Source organism: Agrobacterium sp. GD03872, assembly GCF_029840625.1.
GTDB classification, from domain to species: domain Bacteria; phylum Pseudomonadota; class Alphaproteobacteria; order Rhizobiales; family Rhizobiaceae; genus Agrobacterium; species Agrobacterium fabrum_A.
This window is the reverse complement of sequence record NZ_JAOCCY010000003.1, coordinates 135,934-155,883: the sequence shown is the minus strand read 5'-3', so window position 1 is coordinate 155,883 and position 19,950 is coordinate 135,934. Positions and strand designations below refer to the sequence as shown.

General features: G+C 58.6%; 19 protein-coding genes and 1 tRNA gene. 6 read left to right on the top strand and 14 right to left on the bottom strand.

From position 1 onward, the window contains the following. Nucleotides 1–2: 2 nt before the first annotated feature. The 6 genes from N5D22_RS08265 to N5D22_RS08240 form a co-directional block, all read right to left on the bottom strand. On the bottom strand, nucleotides 3–335 hold the full coding sequence (locus N5D22_RS08265; protein ID WP_279657223.1) for a helix-turn-helix domain-containing protein: 333 nt from the start codon (nucleotides 333–335) through the stop codon (nucleotides 3–5). Between the two features lie 215 nt (nucleotides 336–550). Further along, nucleotides 551–4,369 (bottom strand): vitamin B12-dependent ribonucleotide reductase, encoded by a 3,819-nt coding sequence (locus N5D22_RS08260; protein ID WP_279657224.1) that lies wholly within the window; start codon nucleotides 4,367–4,369, stop codon nucleotides 551–553. A 383-nt stretch (nucleotides 4,370–4,752) separates the two neighbouring features. After that, complete coding sequence (locus tag N5D22_RS08255; protein ID WP_279657225.1) at nucleotides 4,753–5,022, bottom strand: hypothetical protein; 270 nt, start codon at nucleotides 5,020–5,022, stop codon at nucleotides 4,753–4,755. Nucleotides 5,023–5,049: 27 nt separating this feature from the next. After that, entirely contained in the window at nucleotides 5,050–5,547 is a 498-nt protein-coding gene (gene gpt / locus N5D22_RS08250) for a xanthine phosphoribosyltransferase (RefSeq protein ID WP_080790571.1), read from the bottom strand. Nucleotides 5,548–5,864: 317 nt separating this feature from the next. Then, nucleotides 5,865–6,710 carry a universal stress protein gene (locus tag N5D22_RS08245; RefSeq protein WP_279657226.1) on the bottom strand — a complete coding sequence of 282 codons (846 nt, stop codon included), beginning with the start codon at nucleotides 6,708–6,710 and terminating at the stop codon, nucleotides 5,865–5,867. A 104-nt stretch (nucleotides 6,711–6,814) separates the two neighbouring features. After that, nucleotides 6,815–7,606 (bottom strand): competence/damage-inducible protein A, encoded by a 792-nt coding sequence (locus N5D22_RS08240; RefSeq protein ID WP_279657311.1) that lies wholly within the window; start codon nucleotides 7,604–7,606, stop codon nucleotides 6,815–6,817. A 277-nt stretch (nucleotides 7,607–7,883) separates the two neighbouring features. On the opposite strand from N5D22_RS08240, the gene wrbA reads away from it, so the two are divergent. Beyond that, a complete protein-coding gene (gene wrbA / locus N5D22_RS08235; RefSeq protein ID WP_279657227.1) occupies nucleotides 7,884–8,483 on the top strand; it encodes an NAD(P)H:quinone oxidoreductase type IV in 600 nt (199 codons plus the stop codon). A 500-nt stretch (nucleotides 8,484–8,983) separates the two neighbouring features. On the opposite strand, the gene N5D22_RS08230 is transcribed toward wrbA, so the two are convergent. Then, nucleotides 8,984–9,229, bottom strand: coding sequence for a DUF982 domain-containing protein (locus N5D22_RS08230; RefSeq protein WP_279657228.1), 246 nt, complete (start codon nucleotides 9,227–9,229; stop codon nucleotides 8,984–8,986). Between the two features lie 94 nt (nucleotides 9,230–9,323). Further along, nucleotides 9,324–9,629 carry a hypothetical protein gene (locus N5D22_RS08225; protein ID WP_279657229.1) on the bottom strand — a complete coding sequence of 102 codons (306 nt, stop codon included), beginning with the start codon at nucleotides 9,627–9,629 and terminating at the stop codon, nucleotides 9,324–9,326. 710 nt (nucleotides 9,630–10,339) lie between these two features. Here N5D22_RS08225 and N5D22_RS08220 point away from each other — a divergent pair. From N5D22_RS08220 to N5D22_RS08205, 4 genes are all read left to right on the top strand, one after another. Further along, nucleotides 10,340–10,492: a DUF3309 family protein gene (locus tag N5D22_RS08220; RefSeq protein ID WP_084687064.1), complete on the top strand. Its 153-nt coding sequence runs from the start codon at nucleotides 10,340–10,342 to the stop codon at nucleotides 10,490–10,492. 238 nt (nucleotides 10,493–10,730) lie between these two features. After that, nucleotides 10,731–10,804, top strand: a tRNA-Cys gene (locus tag N5D22_RS08215). 284 nt (nucleotides 10,805–11,088) lie between these two features. Beyond that, nucleotides 11,089–11,805, top strand: coding sequence for a hypothetical protein (locus tag N5D22_RS08210; protein ID WP_279657232.1), 717 nt, complete (start codon nucleotides 11,089–11,091; stop codon nucleotides 11,803–11,805). A 16-nt stretch (nucleotides 11,806–11,821) separates the two neighbouring features. After that, complete coding sequence (locus N5D22_RS08205) at nucleotides 11,822–12,058, top strand: hypothetical protein (protein ID WP_279657233.1); 237 nt, start codon at nucleotides 11,822–11,824, stop codon at nucleotides 12,056–12,058. Here N5D22_RS08205 and N5D22_RS08200 read toward each other — a convergent pair. The 3 genes from N5D22_RS08200 to N5D22_RS08190 all read right to left on the bottom strand — a co-directional run bounded on the left by N5D22_RS08200 (nucleotide 12,023) and on the right by N5D22_RS08190 (nucleotide 14,903). Further along, complete coding sequence (locus N5D22_RS08200) at nucleotides 12,023–12,418, bottom strand: hypothetical protein (RefSeq protein ID WP_279657234.1); 396 nt, start codon at nucleotides 12,416–12,418, stop codon at nucleotides 12,023–12,025. The genes N5D22_RS08205 and N5D22_RS08200 overlap by 36 nt on opposite strands. Nucleotides 12,419–12,631: 213 nt before the next feature. Then, nucleotides 12,632–14,491, bottom strand: a complete 1,860-nt coding sequence (locus N5D22_RS08195) for a prohead protease/major capsid protein fusion protein (protein ID WP_279657235.1) — start codon at nucleotides 14,489–14,491, stop codon at nucleotides 12,632–12,634. Continuing rightward, nucleotides 14,484–14,903: a hypothetical protein gene (locus N5D22_RS08190; protein ID WP_279657236.1), complete on the bottom strand. Its 420-nt coding sequence runs from the start codon at nucleotides 14,901–14,903 to the stop codon at nucleotides 14,484–14,486. The genes N5D22_RS08195 and N5D22_RS08190 overlap by 8 nt, the downstream gene beginning before the upstream one ends. Nucleotides 14,904–15,010: 107 nt before the next feature. On the opposite strand from N5D22_RS08190, the gene N5D22_RS08185 reads away from it, so the two are divergent. Further along, nucleotides 15,011–17,794, top strand: a complete 2,784-nt coding sequence (locus N5D22_RS08185; RefSeq protein WP_279657237.1) for a phage tail tape measure protein — start codon at nucleotides 15,011–15,013, stop codon at nucleotides 17,792–17,794. 29 nt (nucleotides 17,795–17,823) lie between these two features. Here the strand turns inward: N5D22_RS08185 and N5D22_RS08180 are convergent, their stop codons facing one another. The 3 genes from N5D22_RS08180 to N5D22_RS08170 form a co-directional block, all read right to left on the bottom strand. After that, complete coding sequence (locus tag N5D22_RS08180) at nucleotides 17,824–18,141, bottom strand: hypothetical protein (RefSeq protein WP_279657238.1); 318 nt, start codon at nucleotides 18,139–18,141, stop codon at nucleotides 17,824–17,826. A gap of 148 nt (nucleotides 18,142–18,289) precedes the next feature. Continuing rightward, nucleotides 18,290–19,285 (bottom strand): contractile injection system protein, VgrG/Pvc8 family, encoded by a 996-nt coding sequence (locus N5D22_RS08175; RefSeq protein ID WP_279657239.1) that lies wholly within the window; start codon nucleotides 19,283–19,285, stop codon nucleotides 18,290–18,292. Nucleotides 19,286–19,302: 17 nt separating this feature from the next. Continuing rightward, nucleotides 19,303–19,599, bottom strand: coding sequence for a DUF6074 family protein (locus tag N5D22_RS08170; RefSeq protein WP_279657240.1), 297 nt, complete (start codon nucleotides 19,597–19,599; stop codon nucleotides 19,303–19,305). Nucleotides 19,600–19,950 lie beyond the last annotated feature (351 nt).

Here is a 19,950-nt window from a genome sequence, read left to right as displayed (position 1 = left end):
GGTCAGGCCGCGCCCTTACGGAGCGCGGCGGCCGTTCCCTCCGGATCGACAGCGATGACCTTTAGATAAGCGCGGGCCGGTTGATCCGGCTCGCTGCGGCCCTGTTCCCAATCTCGCAGGGTGCCGAGCGGAATATGATAACGCACGGAAAACTCTTCCTGCGTCAGCTTCAGGGCCCGGCGGATGATCTTGATATGCGGCATTCTGGGAGCTGCGGCGAGCTGTTCGGCGGAAAGCGGTAGATTATCAGGGTCGGCCAGCGCATTGGCCTGCGCTTCTTCGTCGGCCATGGCGTGAAGACGGACCCAGTCGGTTTGATCGGTTTTACCAGCCATTGTCGTCATATTCCTTGCGCTCTGCGCGTGTCGCCAATGATGCGGATCGTTTCGCTTCATTCGGTATAGATTCCGGTCAGAACCAATCCGTTTCCCAACTCCACCAACTACGGGTTTCTAGTAGTTTCAATAAATAAAACATCGAAACAATAAGGGCTCTTTCATATCTGAAAGAGCCCTCAAGATTAATTATTTTTTGGTGCCTGAGCTAACGCTCAGCTGCACCCACTCGTCGCACCGCAAGTATCGCACTTCTCGCAAGTGCCGTTCCGCACCATCGTGAAGTTCTGGCACTCCGAGCACATGTTGCCGGTATACCCTTGTGCAATCGAACGCATGCGGCGTTCGTTTTCCACCTTCTTGGCTTCCGTCTTGGCCGATGCAGCGTCGGCGGCGGCCTTGTCGGAGAAGAGGGCGGTTGCCGTCTGCTGGGATTCCTGGGCGACGTCGTCGATGACTTCCTCGGCGATTTCTTCGGCCAGTTCCCTGGCGCGCTCTTCATAGTCCCGCTTGAAGGAGACGATTTCGGAGGTTGCGATGGCGACGGTCGGTTCCAGCTTGCGGGCGGCGGAGCCGGCGAAAGCCGTCACGTTGGCCGAAGCGCGGGCAGGGGCTGCCGTTGCCGAACCCTTGGGTTCGGAAGCGGCGCGCTCGCCGTCGTTGCGGGAAACGATGGTCGGCTTGTAACCGCGGGTCCAGCCGGTGGAAACGAGGTTGGTCTTGCCTTCCTGGATACCCTTGCCGAGCGCCGTGTTGGAGAAGTCCGACGTATCGACATGGGCGAGATCGTGGCGGCCGAGATAGGAGACGGCGAGTTCGCGGAACACGTAGTCGAGGATCGACGTGGCGTTCTTGATCGCGTCGTTGCCCTGCACCATGCCGGCCGGTTCGAACTTGGTGAAGGTGAAGGCCTCCACATATTCTTCCAGCGGCACGCCATATTGCAGGCCGAGCGAAATGGCGATGGCGAAGTTGTTCATCATCGCACGGAAGGCCGCACCTTCCTTGTGCATGTCGATGAAGATTTCGCCGATGCGGCCGTCACCGAATTCACCGGTGCGCAGATAGACCTTGTGACCGCCGACCGTTGCCTTCTGGGTGTAGCCCTGACGGCGGTTCGGCAGCTTTTCACGCTCGCGCGAGACGCGCTCGATGACGCGTTCGACGATCTTTTCGGTGATCGTCACGGCCTGCTGGGCGAGCGGCTGCTGGATCAGTTCCTCGACGAAATCTTCTTCGTCCTCGTCTTCCACCAGCGAGGCGTTGAGCGGCTGGGAAAGCTTGGAGCCATCGCGGTAAAGGGCGTTGGCCTTCAGCGCCAGCTTCCAGGAGAGCATGTAGGCTGCGCCGCAATCCTCAACCGTCGCATCGTTCGGCATGTTGATCGTCTTGGAGATCGCACCCGAGATGAAGGGCTGTGCTGCCGCCATCATGCGGATATGGGATTCGACCGAGAGGTAACGCTTGCCGATCTTGCCGCAGGGGTTGGCGCAATCGAAGACCGGCAGATGCTCGGCCTTCAGGAACGGTGCGCCTTCCAGCGTCATCGCGCCGCAGACGTGAACGTTTGCCGCTTCGATGTCCTTCTTGCCGAAGCCGAGGTGCTCGAGCAGGTTGAAGCTCATGTCGGAGAGCTGCTCATCGGAAACTTTCAGCGTTTCCTTGAGGAAGTCGGCGCCGAGCGTCCACTGGTTGAAGACGAACTTGATGTCGAAGGCGCTCTTCAGCGCGCCATTGACGGCTTCGATCTTCTCATCGGTGAAGCCCTTGGCCTTCAGCGTGGAAGGGTTGATGCCGGGCGCCTGGTTGAGATTGCCATGGCCGACGGCATAGGCTTCGATCTCGGCGATCTGGCTTTCGGAATACCTAAGCGAACGCAGCGCATCCGGAACGGCGCGGTTGATGATCTTGAAGTAACCGCCGCCGGCGAGCTTCTTGAACTTCACCAGCGCGAAGTCGGGCTCGATGCCGGTCGTGTCGCAATCCATCACGAGGCCGATCGTGCCGGTCGGCGCGATAACCGTCGTCTGGGCGTTGCGGTAGCCGTGCTGTTCACCGAGCGTCAGCGCCTTGTCCCAGGCGGCGACGGCATGGGCGATCAGGTCCTGATCCGGGCAATCGCCATGGATGAGCGCGACCGGGTTGACCGACAGGCCTTCATAACCTTCCGACTGGCCGTGAGCGGCGCGGCGGTGGTTGCGGATGACGCGCAGCATGTTGTCGCGGTTCGGCGCAAAGCCCGGGAAGGGGCCAAGCTCGCCGGCCATTTCGGCCGAGGTGGCATAGGATACACCGGTCATGATGGCGGTGAGCGCACCGGCAATGGCGCGGCCTTCGGCGCTGTCATAGGGGATGCCCGAGGACATCAGCAGGCCGCCGATATTGGCGTAACCGAGGCCGAGCGTGCGGTATTCATAGGAGAGTTCGGCAATCTGGCGCGACGGGAACTGCGCCATCATCACCGAGACTTCGAGCACGACGGTCCACAGGCGAACGGCATGTTCGTAATCGGCGATATCGATGCGCTTCGTTGCCTGATCCTTGAACTGCAGAAGGTTCAGCGAGGCGAGGTTGCAGGCCGTGTCATCGAGGAACATATATTCCGAGCACGGGTTGGAGGCGCGGATGGGGCCGGCGGCCGGCGAAGTGTGCCAGTCGTTCATGGTGGTGTTGAAGTGCAGGCCGGGGTCTGCCGACGCCCAGGCGGCGTGGGAAATCTTTTCCCAGAGGTCGCGGGCCTTCAGCGTCTTCATGACCTTGCCGTCCTTGCGGGCGGTGAGGTTCCAGTCGCCGTCATTTTCGACAGCGCGCAGGAAGTCATCCTTCAGCGAGACGGAGTTGTTGGAGTTCTGGCCCGAAACCGTCAGATAGGCTTCCGAATCCCAATCCGTGTCATAGGTCTTGAACTGAATGTCCTTGTAACCCTGTTCAGCGAACTGGATGACGCGCTTGACGTAGTTTTCCGGCACCATGTCCTTCTTGGCGGCGCGAATTTCGCGCTTCAGGGCAGGGTTCTTGGCCGGGTCGAAGCAATCGCCATTGTCGGCCTCGCAATTGACGCAGGCTTTCATGATCGCCTTCAGGTGCTTGGCGACGATCTTGGAGCCGGTCACGAGAGCGGCAACCTTCTGCTCCTCGTTCACCTTCCAGTCGATATAGGCTTCGATGTCAGGATGGTCGGCATCGACAACGACCATCTTCGCTGCACGACGGGTCGTGCCGCCTGATTTGATGGCGCCGGCTGCGCGGTCGCCGATCTTGAGGAAGCTCATCAGGCCGGAGGAACGGCCGCCGCCGGAAAGCTTTTCGCCTTCGCCGCGCAGATAAGAGAAGTTGGAGCCGGTGCCGGAGCCGTATTTGAACAGGCGCGCTTCACGCACCCACAGATCCATGATGCCGCCTTCATTAACGAGGTCGTCCTCGACGGACTGGATGAAGCAGGCATGCGGCTGCGGATGTTCGTAAGCGGACTTGGACTTGGTCAGCTTGCCGGTGAAGGGATCGACATAGAAATGGCCCTGGCCGGGACCATCAATGCCATAGGCCCAGTGCAGGCCGGTGTTGAACCATTGCGGGGAATTTGGCGCAACGCGCTGGGTGGCAAGCATATAGGCAAGCTCGTCGCGGAAGGCGAGCGCATCTTCTTCGGACGAGAAATATTTGCCCTTCCAGCCCCAATAGGCCCAGGTGCCGGCCAGACGGTCGAAAACCTGGCGCGCATCGGTCTCGGAGCCGAAACGCTCGGCTTCCGGCACATCCTTCAGCGCCTTTTCGTCGGGAACAGAGCGCCACAGGAAGGAAGGAACGTCGTTTTCCTCAACCTTCTTCAGGAACTTCGGCACGCCGGCCTTGCGGAAATATTTCTGCGCCAGAACGTCGGTGGCAACCTGGCTGAACTGCGCGGGAACGTCGATATCCGCCAGACGGAACACGATCGATCCATCCGGGTTCTTGATTTCACTGACGGCCTTGCGGAAGTCTATTTCCGCATAAGGCGATTGGCCGGGCTTCGTGAAGCGGCGTTCAATGCGCATGGTTTCCTGTCCTCGTCCATTGGGCGCCCGGTGAAGGGCGCAAAAATCCGGTCCAGCCGTGCGATACCTTCGCGCAGCCGGTTGTTGCCGATCTGAAAGGGATGTTCATCCTTGGATGTGATCCCTGTATATCGTGGCTTATTCGGCTGCAAGCATGTCATGGAATACTAAATATAGTATCAACAGCTTCCTGCCGCCAGTCCCCGCATCATGTTTTTGGCGGTTTCCGCAAGGCGCGCAAAACCTTCCGGCGAACCGCCCCCTCATGGTCGGGACGCCGCTTTGGACTTGCGCGCTGAAGATGGGGAAGAACCGGCCTCGTTACTTTCCGGTCCGTTGCCGCCGCAACATAAATGTCACTTTCCTCTCGCAGCACAGATTCGTCAAGCCATAGATTGAAACGCATTTTTAACCACAAGATATTGTGTGGAGTGCCTGTGGAAAACGGGGATAGGAAAAGCGATTAGAAAAATCAGTGACTTGGCGGGAAAATTTGAAGCTTGCGCGAGGCTGGTTTCCGCAACGGAAAGACAAAAGCCCGCATTTCCGGGGTGAGGCATAATGGCGACACTGCGGTTTTTCCGTGTTTTTCCGCCGCCTTCAAAAAGGACTTTTCTCCATAAAAAACCGCCCTCGGCGGGGCGGTTTTGCATATCCGATTTTTAATCGCGGCCGGGCGATCAGCCGCGTGATCCCTTGGCGATCGGCTCCTGATAGGTGAAGCCCATATCCCAGGGGAAATAGATCCAGGTATCCTGGCTCACTTCGGTGACAAAAGTGTCAATGGTCGGCACGCCCTTCGGCTTGGCGTAGACACAGGCAAAATGCGCCTTCGGCAGCATTTCGCGCACTTCCAGCGCCGTCTTGCCGGTATCGGTCAGGTCGTCGACGACAAGCACGCCTTCGCCGGCATCCGCCGTAAGCTCCGGGGCCACGCCCTTCAGCAGAACCGTGTCGCCCTGATTGACATAGTCATGGCGGGTGGCGATGCAGACCGTGTCGATCATGCGGATGTTCAGTTCACGCGAAATAATCGCCGCCGGCACGAGGCCGCCGCGGGTGATACAGACGATTGCCCGGAACTCTTTGTCGAGACCGGCAAGACGCCAGGCAAGCGCACGGGCGTCGCGGTGAAACTGGTCCCAGGAAACGGGAAAGGCTTTATCGGGAAGGGACATGTCGTCTACCATCTGGTCAAAATTGTCGATGGCTTTGGCTAATAGCCGCAAGACCGGCAAAAAGGCAAGCTTTGCGCTCAGAGTCCGTGAGGCCAATCCGCAGGAAACGCGAGTCTGCGGCCTGTTTCTTCTCCCCGCCGGGGAGAAGGTGGCCCGAAGGGTCGGATGAGGGGGCAACCCCTCCGTATATCGCGGCGCTCGCCCCCTCATCCCGCTGCCGCGGACTTCTCCCCGGCGGGGAGAAGAAACAAGGGGCAGACGCTCATTTTAACCGAGATGGCGGGGTTTGCGGCGCGCTGTTTGCGCCGCATTCACATTTAACGCGACAGCAGCGTCATCGCGGTCATGGAATCGAGCAGCGTGCGGGTGACGCCGCCGAACAGCAGCTCCCACCAGCGGGAATGGCCGTAAGCGCCCATGACCAGAAGGTCGATGCTGTTATCGGACAGGCGGTTCTCGATAGCGGCCTGCGGCGAGATACCGGCGATCTTTTCCTGCGATGTGACGGTGACATTCACACCGTGGCGGGCGAGCGTCGCGGCCAGTTCCGTGCCCGCGAGGCCCGAAGACTGCGTTTCGCTCTCGGCCTGATCGACGGAGAATATCTCGACGCTGTCGGCTGCCTTGAGGAAGGGCAGGGCGTCGAAGGTGGCGCGGGTCGCCTCGCGCGAGCCGTTCCAGGCGATCAGGACGCGCTTGATCGGCTTGGCCACCGTCAGCACATGCGGCACGAGGAGAACGGGGCGGCCGCTTTCATAAAGGAAACCATCGATGTCCGAGCGGCTGTCAGACAGTGCCGAGGCGCTGCTCTGGCGGGCGACGATGAGATCGGCGCAGCGGGCGCTGTCGATCGCCGATGCGGAAGCGTAACCCACCGAGGTGACGAAGCTGCGCCATTCATGCGAGATGCCATTGGCGGACAATGTGCGCTCGAAAAGGGTGCCGACATCGGTCGTTTCCTTATGCGCCACGTCCTGCAGCGCCTGCACGGTGGCGGGGTCGGGAATTTCCATCGGCGCGACGAGGGGAACCGCGGCCAGCGTTTCCATGTGCAGGCCGATCACATGCGAGGAAAACTGATCGGCAAGGCTCACCACGAATTCGCCGAGCTTCTGCGTGTTCGAAACATTGTCGACCACTGCCAGTATCGTCTTGTAACCCATTTCTCTCTCCTCGGTGACATGTCGTTTCTAGGGGGAGAGTGGCCGTCTTTGCCGATGGCCACCTTGATTTTGGTCAAACCTTTTCGTCTAAAGCCTTTTCTCACTCAGGCGGTTGCATCGCCCTTGCCGGCCGCCAGTCTTTTTTCCTGGCCAATGGTCTCGATCATGGCGGCAACCGCGTCGGTCGCCGCCTTCAGCACGCCGGCGTCCCGGGCGCGCACGACGATCTCGGTCGAAAAGCGCTGCCCGTCATATTTGGGATAGGAGCCGATGCTGGTTTCGGGATGGGCTTTCTGGATGGCCGTCAGCGGCGTGCCGATATCGCCTTCGCCATAGGGAGAACGCACCGCCTGCGACATGACCTTCGCACCGGTGCGCAGGGTCGGCATGACATTGTCGAGCATGGCCTGAAACACCTGCGGCACGCCGGCCATGACATGGACATTGCCGATGACGAAGCCGGGGGCGACGGAAACGGGATTGGCGATGTGGGTCGCACCCCTCGGCATGCGCGCCATGCGCTTGCGCGCCTCGGTGAATTCCATCTCCCGCACACGGTACATGTCGCCAAGCAGGCGCAGCGCCTCGGCATCGTGTTCGCAGGGCAGGCCGAACGCCGCCGAGACCGCATCCGCGGTAATATCGTCATGGGTGGGGCCGATGCCGCCGGATGTGAAGACATAATCATAACGGCTGCGCAGCGCGTTCAGCGCTTCCACGATGGCCTCCTCCTCGTCGGCGACGATGCGCACTTCCTTGAGGTCAATGCCCGACATGGTGAGGACATCCGCGAGGTGGCCGATATTCTTGTCCTTGGTGCGGCCGGAGAGCAGCTCGTCGCCGATGGCGAGCATGGCGGCGGTGACAACGGAGGAGGTGGAGGAGGGGCTGGACATGGGTGCACTCGTCATCTGTTTTATCAGACGTTAGCCCTGCGCCCGGGGAATGCAAAGCGCTTTTGAAAAAATGTCTTTTTGTAAATGGTTGACGTTCGGGTTTTCCGTTCACTCATCGTGAACAGTGCGTATGCCAATCTCCGGCTGGCGGGACAAGGGCCCGTCGGCTAGGTTTTCTTCACACACATTTGACGGGTCAACGCCGATGATCATCGAGTTTTTGAAAAAACTTCTGGCCGGTACGCCGGAAACAGTTCCAGCAAAGGAAACCAAGAGAATGACGAAGGTTCTGGTACTTTATTACTCCTCTTACGGCCATATCGAAAAAATGGCCTATGCGGTTGCCGAAGGCGTGAAATCCACCGGCGCGGAAGCCGTGGTCAAGCGTGTTCCCGAACTCGTTCCGGAAGAGGTCGCCAAGTCCTCCCACTTCAAGCTCGACCAGCCGGCTCCGGTGGCGACAGTGGATGAGCTTGCCGAATATGATGCGATCATCGTTGGCGCCGGCACGCGTTTCGGCACCGTCGCGTCGCAGATGCGCAATTTCTGGGACCAGACCGGCGGCCTGTGGTTTGGTGGCAAGCTGGTCGGCAAGGTCGGCTCGGCCTTCACCTCGTCGGCAACCCAGCATGGCGGCCAGGAATCCACGATCCTCGGCTTCATCCCCACCTTCCTGCACCACGGCATGGCCGTCGTCGGTCTGCCCTATGCCTTCCAGGGCCAGATGGGCGTCGACGAAATCAAGGGCGGCTCGCCCTATGGCGCCTCCACCATCACCGATGGCGACGGCTCGCGCCAGCCTTCCGAAATCGAACTGGAGGGCGCACGCTTCCAGGGCGCGCATGTGGCGAAGATCGCCGCCAAGCTTTCGGCCTGACCTGAAGCCTCATCGAAAAGAAATGCGGCCCAAAGGGCCGCATTTTCCGTTCCGGCGTATCAGGCAGCCGGCGCCGTCAGGCAAGGACTTTTTGAAAAGGTCAGATCGGCAGGTTGACCATGAAAAGGCAGCTTGCGACCACGAAGCCGAGCATGGAAATTTCCAGAAAACCGTTCAATCCGTCACGCATTTCAATCCTCCCTGGTTGATCGAAAAGAGAACGGAAAAGGGTTATCGCGGTTCCATAACAGAAGAATGAAATTTAGAGATTTTTAATGCCTTGCCGTTCCGCTCTCCGGCGGACGCGATTTCGGCCCTTCAGCTGGTGACGACGAAGGCCACCACGAGGTGGCCGAGAAGCCCGATCGCCAGGCAGGCGAGGAGAAAAATGAACAGCGCTTTTTTCATGTTTCCGGAAGCTTCCATCTGTTGCGATCCATCGAACCCGTGTTCCTGAAAACCTTGTGTCTCAGGGCGTCCTTTTGCATGGCCCATTTCTGTCAGGCCTTGATATCGAGCCCCGCCTCGATTGCGGCGGCGATGAAGGCCTTGCGCGCATCTTCCGGCTTTTTCCGGCCGGCATCGACGGCGGCGCAGATCAAAAGCGCCTTGTCCAGCGCCTCGCCATCTTCTGTCGGCCAGTCCTCGATCAGCGCCCAGGAGGCCGCCTGCGTGGTTTCGATGCTCGTATAGTCGCCCGGCGTTTCAAACGCGATCAGGACGGGTTTTTGCCAGCGCGTGTTCATCGCCTATCCATAATGATTGTTGCGCCCGGCTCTAAACCAAGCGGTCAGGATGCGCAATCCCGTTACAGGCCCGTTCGTCCCGCTTGCGGTGCGGTCAGTCGTCGCGGCCAAACAGCCATTCGCGAATGATGCGCCGGTCGATGAGTTCCAGCGAACGGTCAGGCGCGATCCGGTAGGTCTCTACCGCCCTTGTGCTGCCGTCGATGCGGAATTCATGCTTGAAGGTGCTGCCGATCGGCGATTTTGTCAGCTTGGTGCGCGGCTGGCCTCTGTAGATGATGCTGCCGGGGATGGGTTCGACATAGGGCGCGGGGCCGACATAAGCGGCCGGTCCGCCTGTCGTGCATCCGGCAAGTGCCAGCGCAAGCGCGATAGTGGCCGATGATGCGAGCGTTTTCATCCTGTCCTCCGAAGTGCGTCCGTGAAAACGATGTGGAGGCGCGACGGTTCCCGGCGGACAAGGGGCCGGAGGCGATTTTCCCCCGACTATTTGCTCTTCGGATTCTGAATGTCGCGCGCGACCCAGCGAAAGAAAAAGTAGACGAGGAGGCCAAAGATGAAAAGCGGGATGAGGTTCGCAAAACCGGACATGTGATTCTCGTTTCTCCCTCCCGATGCCGGGTCTAACCGGAGTAAAACCGGCAGGGCAAGGCAAAGGCGTACACGGCCGGTAAAATATCCGTGTGCCTGCAAAGGAGAATTTGGGGGGCTTAGGGAGGGGCGGGAGAGATCCGGCGCACTGCCAGTGATGCCAGATCTCTCCGTCTCCCGCCAGTTTCAGGGTACGGGGGACTATCGCTACTATGGCGGACAACCGCCGATAGACATAGGCCGAGAAATCACCTCGAATAAATCGCTACCTTGGTCGAACAGCGAAAAGCCGGGCCCGCCATCCGCATCCCGGGCCCGTCGTCGCGATGTAATTAGCCAGAGAATTACCGTCTGAGGCGGTGCGGCAAGGGCGCGTTTGGAAATTGCGGCTTAAGCCGTTGAAACGGAACGGCTTGCCTTTTCGGCGTCCTGTCGCGGAGACGCGTGACCAGGGAACCTTTTATGCGCTTCGTCATTCAAACAGGCAGGACACATGCCAATAGTGGAGGGGGGTTACACATGCTCGGCACCATCCTCGTCATCCTGCTCATTCTTTTCCTGATCGGCGCTCTGCCCAGCTGGGGTTACCATAATTACGGTTACGGCCCGTCGGGTGGCCTGGGACTGGTTCTGGTGATCATTCTGATCCTGGTTCTGCTTGGGCGGATATGAGCGGCCGGCACAGGAAATGCCGCATTGCCCGCAACGGCGCAAACACGCCGGATGCGGGCCTTGTTTCCTCTAAAATATAAGGCAGATGCAAAAAACTTCGAAATCTTAAGCGCTTAGGAGGCCGGCCTTTGCGGCGTGCCGGCCGATCCGAAAAAACACCACATTCGGAACGAACCCTCTTGCGCCCATAATGGATTCGTTCTAAATGCCCGCCATCGCTTGATTGAAGAGCGCGTGAGGCCTCGTGGCGGAGTGGTGACGCAGAGGACTGCAAATCCTTGTACCCCGGTTCAATTCCGGGCGAGGCCTCCAAAAATTGCCGCACAAAATCAGATACTTGGCGCTGATTGGCGCATTCGTTGGTTTTGGTTTGGCACCATAAACTTCACCGCGTATCACCTTGATTCTCCTCGACTCACCGGACGTGGCCGCGATTCCGTGCGACATGGACTGCAACATAGAAACTGTCGCCATTCTGGAGTTACGCGAGGCGGATTGTGAAAGATTCTGCTAAAAGGCCGTGCTCGATCTGGAAGCGTTGAGAGTTGATTGTGTAGCTTTCATTCAATGGGTAGGTTCGCCATAGGGGTGAGTCTATGAAGAAAATCCACAGAATCTATTGGCCAAGTGTCACAGTTTTGGTGATGTTGGCTATCGTCTTAATCGCACGATACTGGCATACAGTCGATTTTTCTGTTCTGCGTGCATACTTATGCGAGCAGAATAGATGCACGGCCCAAGATTGGTTATCAGCGACCTCGGGGCTGTTGGGCGGTGCAGCAGCTGCCGTCGGTGCGTATCTTGTATTTGGTCAGCTCAGGGAGCAGAGACGACAAACAGCCTTTGCTCTCGGAGAAAGTCATCCAACTTTAGAGATTTCTGTTACCGCTGACCTTGGTAGACGTGCTCAGTTCGAGTTGGTCAACTGGAATCGACGCAGGGTCACAGTTGAAAATATCTCCATAAGCAAGATCGGAGAGGAGGTCCCTTTTCCGTGGGCGTACATTTTTCAACATTCTGAAGCACAAGGTCATACAGTCGTGCGCTTGACCACGGGATATTCAATGTCACAGTATATCAACGTGGGTGGATGGCTTGACAGACAGAAAGCGCCTAACTCACTTAGATTCAGCATCGCATTTAGGCAGGGTGATGAAGACCATACTGACCTCATCCGCTCGCTGCGAGGTACGATCCCGAGGCCGCTCATCACTGTCCATTATATGATCGACAACCAGCGGTACACTTTGCATCAAGACCTTAATATTATGAATTTGCTTCCGCATAGGCGTTTTCAGTTTGTGTTAGTATAGCGGTTTGGTGAGGGGGATGGGACGGCCGGTAAAACCCAATGAACCCGTGACAGCCGAGCGCATTGAGCGAGCGCTCGATAAGCTGGCCGAAATCATTGTTTTTCTCGGCGACGATGGCGTTGAGGTACTGCCCATCTATGAACGTCTCGAGATGGAGCTCGAGCCCATGAAGCAGCTCGAGGCGAAGATGGACGAGATCCGCGCCCGCGCCGCTCGGTCAAAGCTTCGTCGTCAACACAAAGACCGTTCGTGATAGGCCATCCGGCCGCACACTTGAAATCCGGAACTTGCGGGCGTCGTCCAGCGTGATCACGTCACCCTGCTTGGCGCTGGCTGCCGCCGGATAGCGCTTGATGTCGATGCTGAATGTGAAATCGGCGCCACTCACGAGCGCGCGGAGATCGTTTCCGGTCCTGTCCCTTTTGCCCTGCTCGATTTCAGCGTATGCCGGCGCCTGATCGAATATGCCGCGCACATGTATCTCACGCCGTTCCGGGTCGGGCTTTGGCCGGCCGTTGGGCGTGGCCTGCATTCCGTCGATAGTGGCGCGCACTGCGTACATGCGATCGACCTGGCTGGAGGTCATGCGGTCGAGTCGGTCGAAAAGTGCCATGGGGATCTGTTCCTTTCAGGAGGAGCCTCCCTCGCTCCGCAGCGGACGGTCTGCGAGTTCCCAAGGAGGCGCGCCGGTAAAGGCGGGATGACGTTTGCCCATCTTCCCTGCGCTCCCCATCCAGAAGGGAGCCAGGTTATTGGGTGACTACGAGGCGATCACCAGCGCCATGCCCGGGGCGCGTAGCCGCAAGGCCTCCCGGGCAATCTCGTATCACCCCGCGAGTCCGGGGTTTTTGTACCAGCCGCGCCAGTCCATGAAGCCGCCGCCGAAATCCAGACGAACCTTTGTCTCAACTCCGTCTACATTGAAGCCCCAGTTGTCTTCGAAATACGGACCTTCGAATCCCTCGAGGTAGGCATATTCGAGACCGGGCACCAGGTTGGGATCTGCAACAAGATACCATTCCGGCGAGTCACCGAGCCGGTCCTCTACGATTAACTGGAGTTTTCCAGCAAATACGTTGACGTCACCAGTGTGCGCCGGCTGGATCTGGGCGAGCACCTGTTCCGCGATGGTTTCCTGTTCGGGGCCCACCACGAGGAATTTCGGACCCAGACCGATCGGCTCTCCGGCGTCGTCTGTTTGCTTGCGGAAGCTCTTTCTGCCCGCCGCGAGGGTGGCATGGTTCAGAACAGTCGCAGTTGCAGCCAGATTTCCATGTGTGGAATGGAACAAATCTTTCCCATCACCCATGATCGGGTTGCTCTTCAGCAAGGAGACAAGGAATTTCGCTTCGAACCTTGTCGCCTGCTGCGCCAGGAGAAGTGCGCGGTCGGAGAATGCACCCAGATCATCGTTGATGAGCATCTGTCGGCTCATGCCGATGATCTCGCCAAATGTGTCGACACGATAGGACTCTTTGCTTTCGGTGAAGCTTCCACGCTTAAATTCGCCGTGTTCGTTCACCTTCTGCAAACCGCCGGTTTTGGTGAGGCGCACGGCGTTCTTCGTCTTGAAGTCTTTTACGATTGCTCTTTTGCCCACTGCCTTCAATGCCGACGGAGTGGCGGCGTAGGATGCAAGCAGGACAGTTTTGCCCACATCAGAGATGACAATTCCAAAGTCGCTCGTCGTGTGTAGCGCACGCGTTATCGTCTCGCCCGCTCCTTGGCCGATGGTGCTGATGCCATTAGCCTCCAAGGTACGGCGAGCTATTTCCACCAGCGAAAGGCCTACGAAGTCGCGACTTGAGCCTTTCAGTTTGTGGTCCGGATTGAGTCTCAGCATGAGCGCGTCGGCCATCGCCTGGTTGCGCGTCAGCCCATCATAACGGTTTTCATGCACACCACGGGTCTCCACATGGGGGAAGGTTGGGGAGCTCTCCTGGCGGGCGACAATGACCTCAAGAAGTATGTCTCGAACTTGCTGTTGGGTCATGCCACGCTTGATGCGGTCCTGAACTTCATCACCGAATTCGCTGGTGTTTGTCGCGCGCATGAACTCGGTGGCGAAGCCGCGGGCTTCGCGGACCGACATCTGCCGCGTGGCGTGGTCGTCGTCGTCGTCGTTGGTCTGCGTCTGGGTTGCCTGGGGCATTTGCGGGTTCCTTTCAGTTTCGAGGGAGCGCGTCGTCGCTGCCGGATCGGCCGGGATGCTGACGATGGACAGCTCGAGTGGCGTCCAGCGGGTTGCGCGGATAGTTGGAAGACCGCCGGATGGCGCGTCTGTTTTCTTGAATTCGTCGATGCGGTAGCCGACACTGGCGCCGAACACGTGGCCGTCCTCCAGATCTCGGAACAGTTCCGCTCCCTTCTCATTGCGGGAGATCTTGGCAGTTACGATCGCTGTCCCGTTTTCAAATCGAAGGCTGCCCGGCACCACCGAGCCTAAGCGGGCGGACATGCCATTGTAGACATCGTGTTGGTCAACGAGGGGAAGCGCATTCAACCGGGTGGTGTCGATAGCTGCTCTGTTGACGGAGAGGATTTCGACGTAGGGGCCTTCCTCCCATGACCGCCGTTTCACCTCATTCTCTGTGGCGAGCACGATGTCCACAGTGCGAGCTTTATCGTTGAACGAGGAGACTTTGCGGTCCTCTCTGGTCTGCACGTTTTCGATCATCTCAGGCATTGGCTGCCTCCTTCACTGCCGTCAACGACGCCAGGCGTTCGGATGCCTGGGATGCAATGTGGTGGAGCGCGATAACCCGGGACATGGGACGAACGGACAGGAGCGAGTCAAGGTGGGCCGGTGCGACGGCTGGCATCGGAAAGCTCCGATTTCCATTCTTGATCATTACGGCCCAGCAGCGGTTTTTGCTGTTCTGGGCGACATAACGAAATTCACTCGTCAACTCGTTGACCAGTTCCAGTGCGGCCGATCGAGGAAGCCCGTGACGCTGTAATTCCACGGTGGCGAACACCCTGATGCAATCGAGCTCGGTGAGCTCTTGGCTGTCCCGATAGAGGCCACGCAGAAGCCGTGACACGGTCATTTCAGAGGTGGCAAGCTCACGAGCGAGGTCAGCTTGGCGGATATTCATTTAACTCTCCCTTGAGAACGCAACATGAACATATCACCGGATCATCGTTTCTGATAGGGTAAACTTATCGTTAGAATTCACGCCGATCAGTTTTACTAGAGGAAATCATGACGACCCGTGTTGCCAAACTCCGCCTGCAACTCATCGACGCCGTGAGTGGTCCGTCGCACAACGCCGCAAATTCGCTTAGGGGCATCGACGGTGCGCTCTCCCGCTTCGGCAAAGGTGGCACTCCAGAAATCAAGCGGATGGTCAAGCAACTGGAGCACCTTCAGAAGAAGGCGGGCTCCATTGAAGATTTCACCGCCCAACGGCGCGGGTTCAAAGATCTTGCAACGCAGATGGGGGCAGCTCGGTCGAACCTATCTAAGCTTGAGCAGTCGTTGAGAGGCGTAGCCAGACCGACCGAGAAGATGAAAGCGGAGCTCAAGACCGCAGAGCTTCAAGTTGAGGCAACGACGCGCGCTTTCCGCGAGCAAGGCGCAGCGGTGCGGGTTTCAGAGCGCATGCTTCAGGCTTACGGCATTGCCGGCCGCAAGAACATCTCGGGCGCACAGCAGGCGATCCGCAACGAGATCGCCAAGACAATTCGCGAAATGCGCCGCCTCGACACAGAGGCCCGCAGGCCGAAACCGCCACGTCAGCCTCCTTCGCGTCAGCCTCCGGGCCCACGTCCGCCTGGTGGGGGATCGGGCGCATACGAAGCCGTGGTCGCTGCCGGCGGCGCATATGCTGCATACGGGGTGAGAAACGTCGCCGGCAAGTCGCTTATGTCGGCGGTCAACTTCAACGAGGCAGCGGCATTTCAGGCTGCTATCGGTGGCTTCGAAGGCGAGGATAGGAAAGCTCTCAACCGCCAGGCCGAAAAGATCGGCGGCGACACTCGTTTCGACAACGTGGATGTTATCCGTGCACAGACCACGATTTTGCAGGGTGGCATCAGGGACGCGAAAACCATTATGGATCTCACCGACAAGGTGACGGACTATGCCCTCGCGATGGGTGTTACGCTTGATGAGGCAGCCGAGACTGTGCGGGGCTCCGCGCTTTCAAAACGCATTAAACTCAGCGATGCGAACGCTATCGGGAAATTCGTCGACCAGCTCGTCTGGATGGCAAAGAACGGTGGGATGAACGACGAGGACGTCCGGCAGTTTCAAAAATACGGCGGCGCTTCGACGATCGGTGCCGGCTTGAGCGATGACTATGCCGCCACCATTGCTATGGTGCTCAAGCGCGCGGGTGTGCGGGGCGATGAGGCCGGCGTGTTTGCACGCGCCGCATCGTCGAAGCTTGTGGCACCGACGAAAAAGGGCCGTGACGCCCTCGCTGCCATGGGTATCGATTTCAACAAATTCACGTCCATCGACGCCATGAACACCGATGGCATCGGTATCATGATGCGCAACAACTTCGGTGCGCGCCTCACACAGGAGATGAAAGACTCGGTAAAGGAGCTCATCGACAACGGCGAGTTCACAGACCCGGAGACGGGTGAAAACCGGTCGGTGATCTCCGACTCGGGTGAGTTCGTCTCCCAGATGAGCAACATTCTCGCCCCTTTGTTCCAGGACAAGAAGGGGAAGATGTCAGCGCAGGATGCGAAGGCTCTCGCAAAAGCCCTCGCTGACTACCAGAAATATTCGATAGACAGTGTGAATTCGGTCGGTCTGTTTGAGGCGATCATGAGCTCTAACCCGGGACTCGGCAACCTGAACGCCTTCTTCACGGACAAGCAAGGTGGCCGCGCCAACATGATCGCCCAGCAGTGGCCGTTGTTTCAAGAGCTGCTCAACACCTTTCGGAACACCCCCAACGGGGTTGCGAAGGACATCGGCACGAAGGCAAACGCCGAGCTCTACGGTGACTGGACAAAAATGGTCGGCACTTTCGAGACAGTCGTGACCCGCATCGGCCAGGACTTCGAAGGTGTAACGCGGCCGGTCATCAACCACCTGAATTCTGTCGGCGACGGGTTCCTCCAGCTTGACCAGGCCACCCGGCAGGCGGTGGCTGGCGTAGCGGGGCTCGCCGGGGCATTGATGGGGTTTGCGGCGCTGAGAGCGGGTACCAGTTTTGTGGGCCGCATGCTCGGTGGTGGGGCCGCTGCTGGCACCGCCGCGCGTTTTGCCGGTGGTGGCGGGTCGATGGCCTTTGGTGGTGCCGCGCGCCTCCTTGGCCCGCTCGGTGCCGCCTATACAGGCTACGAGCTCGGCAAGGCTGCGCGGGGCGTCGGTGCTATTGCCGGCGGCAGACATTGGATGCCGAAGGATCAGGATGACGCTGCGGATCTTCGCGCGCAGGCGGATGAGAAGCGAAGGAAAATCGCTGAGATCCGCGCCAACTCCAGAATACCGGAGATGGCCAACACCTTGATCCAACCCCTCCAGCAGGATCTCGACATGCTCGAGAACCGGATCAGGGCGTTCGACCAGCTGCAGGTGAAGCCGCAGATCGACTCGAGCAGCATCGATGCGGCTCAGGCGAAGGCAAATTTGCTGAAGGACACGCTCGCGCGCTGGGGCACGGTACCCACTAGCCCGGGTTCTGCGCCGTCGGCCGGGCCGACCCCTCCTGTTTCCGGCGCGAGAAGGAGAGGTGGCCCCGTTGAGGCAGGCAAAACCTACCGAGTTGGCGAAGATGGCGAAGAGAGATTCACGCCGGGCGCCGACGGCTTCATCACGCCGAACCATGCGCTCGGCGGCGGGGGTGGGATAGTGCTTCACGCCCCGATAAGCCTCACGTTCCACGGGTCGTCGGCGGCAGACGTCAAGCGCGTAGCCAAAGAAGCAGCACAGGAAGCTGTGGTGACCCTTACGAGAGGGCTCAATCAAAAGCTAAGCCGATCCCGCGATACCCTGGTTGGCGGGATAAAAGATTACGATTTATAAAGAAGTGGGGGCCATGCCCCCAAATCTTACTATTTCAGCACATACAATTCCCGTAGGCGCTCATCGCCATATTGGCGTCGTAGTACAGCAATGCGTTCAATGAACGCACGTTGGTCCAGCTCAAAAATATCGCGATAGGACAGGTATCGGCGATAAATATCTGCGTGAGCGGCTTCGACGGTCATACCCAACTCGACTGCGAATCGTGTGGCCGCTCCCAGTATTCCAAACTTCCGAAAATCGGTCCCTGCCACGTCTTCAGCGATGACCAAAAACCGGCACAACCGATCGTACGTCAACCATTTGCTATCAATAAACGGCTTTTCGTCTTCCTCGTCCATTTCCATATCAATGTCCTTTTAACCGGTGCTTTCGCTTCAGGAAAACCGGAAGCGGAAGTCTAAAATCAAAAGCTCGAAAATCACTCAAATGGTGCGCTGCCGCCGACCCGCGGTGCCTGCCCCTGGGGGCAAGGAGAACCTAACCGGGGGAGCCTCATTCATCATTCGGCACCTCGCAATCCAGACTGGTTGTGTACGGCCTTGTGGCGGAGAAGCTGTGCGTTGCCTGCTTGATACGCCACTTGCCGTCGACGTCGGCTCTGATGCCGGAGACGGTTGCCCACGCCTCTGCCATTGCACCAGGCGTCCCGTCTATCAGGAACGTGGCATCCGCTCGGATGCGTTGGAGTTTCCTTGCCGCAGCTTCCGCCGCGCTCATTGCCTCCACCTCACCGGAATATGGCCGCTTTAGCAGAAGGGGGTGCCCTTCCTGGCCCGTCTCCACCTGAACCACCTTGCGCTCGTTCTTCTTGCGATCATACCATGTGGCCTCAACGGAGCTATGCTGCGGTACGTCTCGCTGCGTCACGGTGTAATCGATGAGGTTTTCACCTACCGCCACCCGCAACAAGTCAAGCGCGCTGCCGCTTACAGCTTGGCCGGCTCCCTTCGGAACCACTACGATCTGGCCTGCCTTAACAGTGACGCTCGCACCAATTTGCTCTCCAATGCGAAGCATAAACTCCTGCGAATCTTCATCGGTTTGAGCATGATATGGGTTTGGAACATCAGCCACTGAAGCCGAAATCCGCAACGGTAGTTGAACCGCTTCAGCCACAGCGGCGAAAATATCGCCATAGGTGGGGAAGTCCTCTTCCGGGTATGCCTTCACCGCGCGGTGCCTCGCGAGGGATTTCGCTGCGACAGCTTGGGCACCGATGGTGATCTTCTGCGGCCAGCCGCTATAGACGACGCTATCGACTGAGAAGAGGCCGAAGTCCCTCATGTTGCCTTCGTAGCCGCCTTGAGCACGAATAATGACACCGGTACGGGGCGCAGCGATACTGCCGTCCACGTCATCGATGTCCAGTTGGAGCGTATCATTCTTCCGCCCTTCACCGTCCACGATTGTCATTGAAATCAATGCAGGGGAAATTGCCGTGGTAACGTCAACGCCATCGGCAATGATCGAAAAAACAGGTTTTGGCATATTGCGCGCTCCTACGTTCAAGCGCGAGGTGCGCTATAGCCGTCGAGGACATCCAAGCGGCGGACCTCTGCGGCGACGGAATTTTCAAAGTCGATGAGTTCGCCACAGACGATATCCGGCGGGATGCCGCTTCGCAGCATCTGGCGCGCGATGTTGTCAGTGGTCTGAGTCCAGTACGCCTCAAGAGCTTTCTTGCTCCCGCGCTTCTGCCGTACCACGATAGCCGTCTGACGGATCTTGCCGATGCGCTTTGAAGTGGGGAACGGAATGATGGAAGCGGGCCGGGTCCATTCCAACAGATCGAGCTGCTTCATGCGACCCTCCCGCTGTGTCTCTCGGCGGGGCCGGTATCGGTGCCATGAGATGGTATATTATAAGTAGGTGACGACGTACCCCCATCGTACATCGAAAAACCGGCGTTATGGGGTGACGGCGTACCACGATTGGGGGTACCAGATACCCCCATCTTCTCCACGATGGGGGTACGAGATACCCCCAATGGAGTGCCGTCGTACTCCCGTGATTTTTTCGGTGGTGCCTTCCATCGCATGTAGTCCTTCGTTCCCGGCGTGAGAGCCTGCACCGGCAAATCGATGGAATGCTCTGTCAATATCCAGGTGCTGGCTCTCGAATGTACCCCTCCGCGTGCCTTCCAGTCGAAGCTG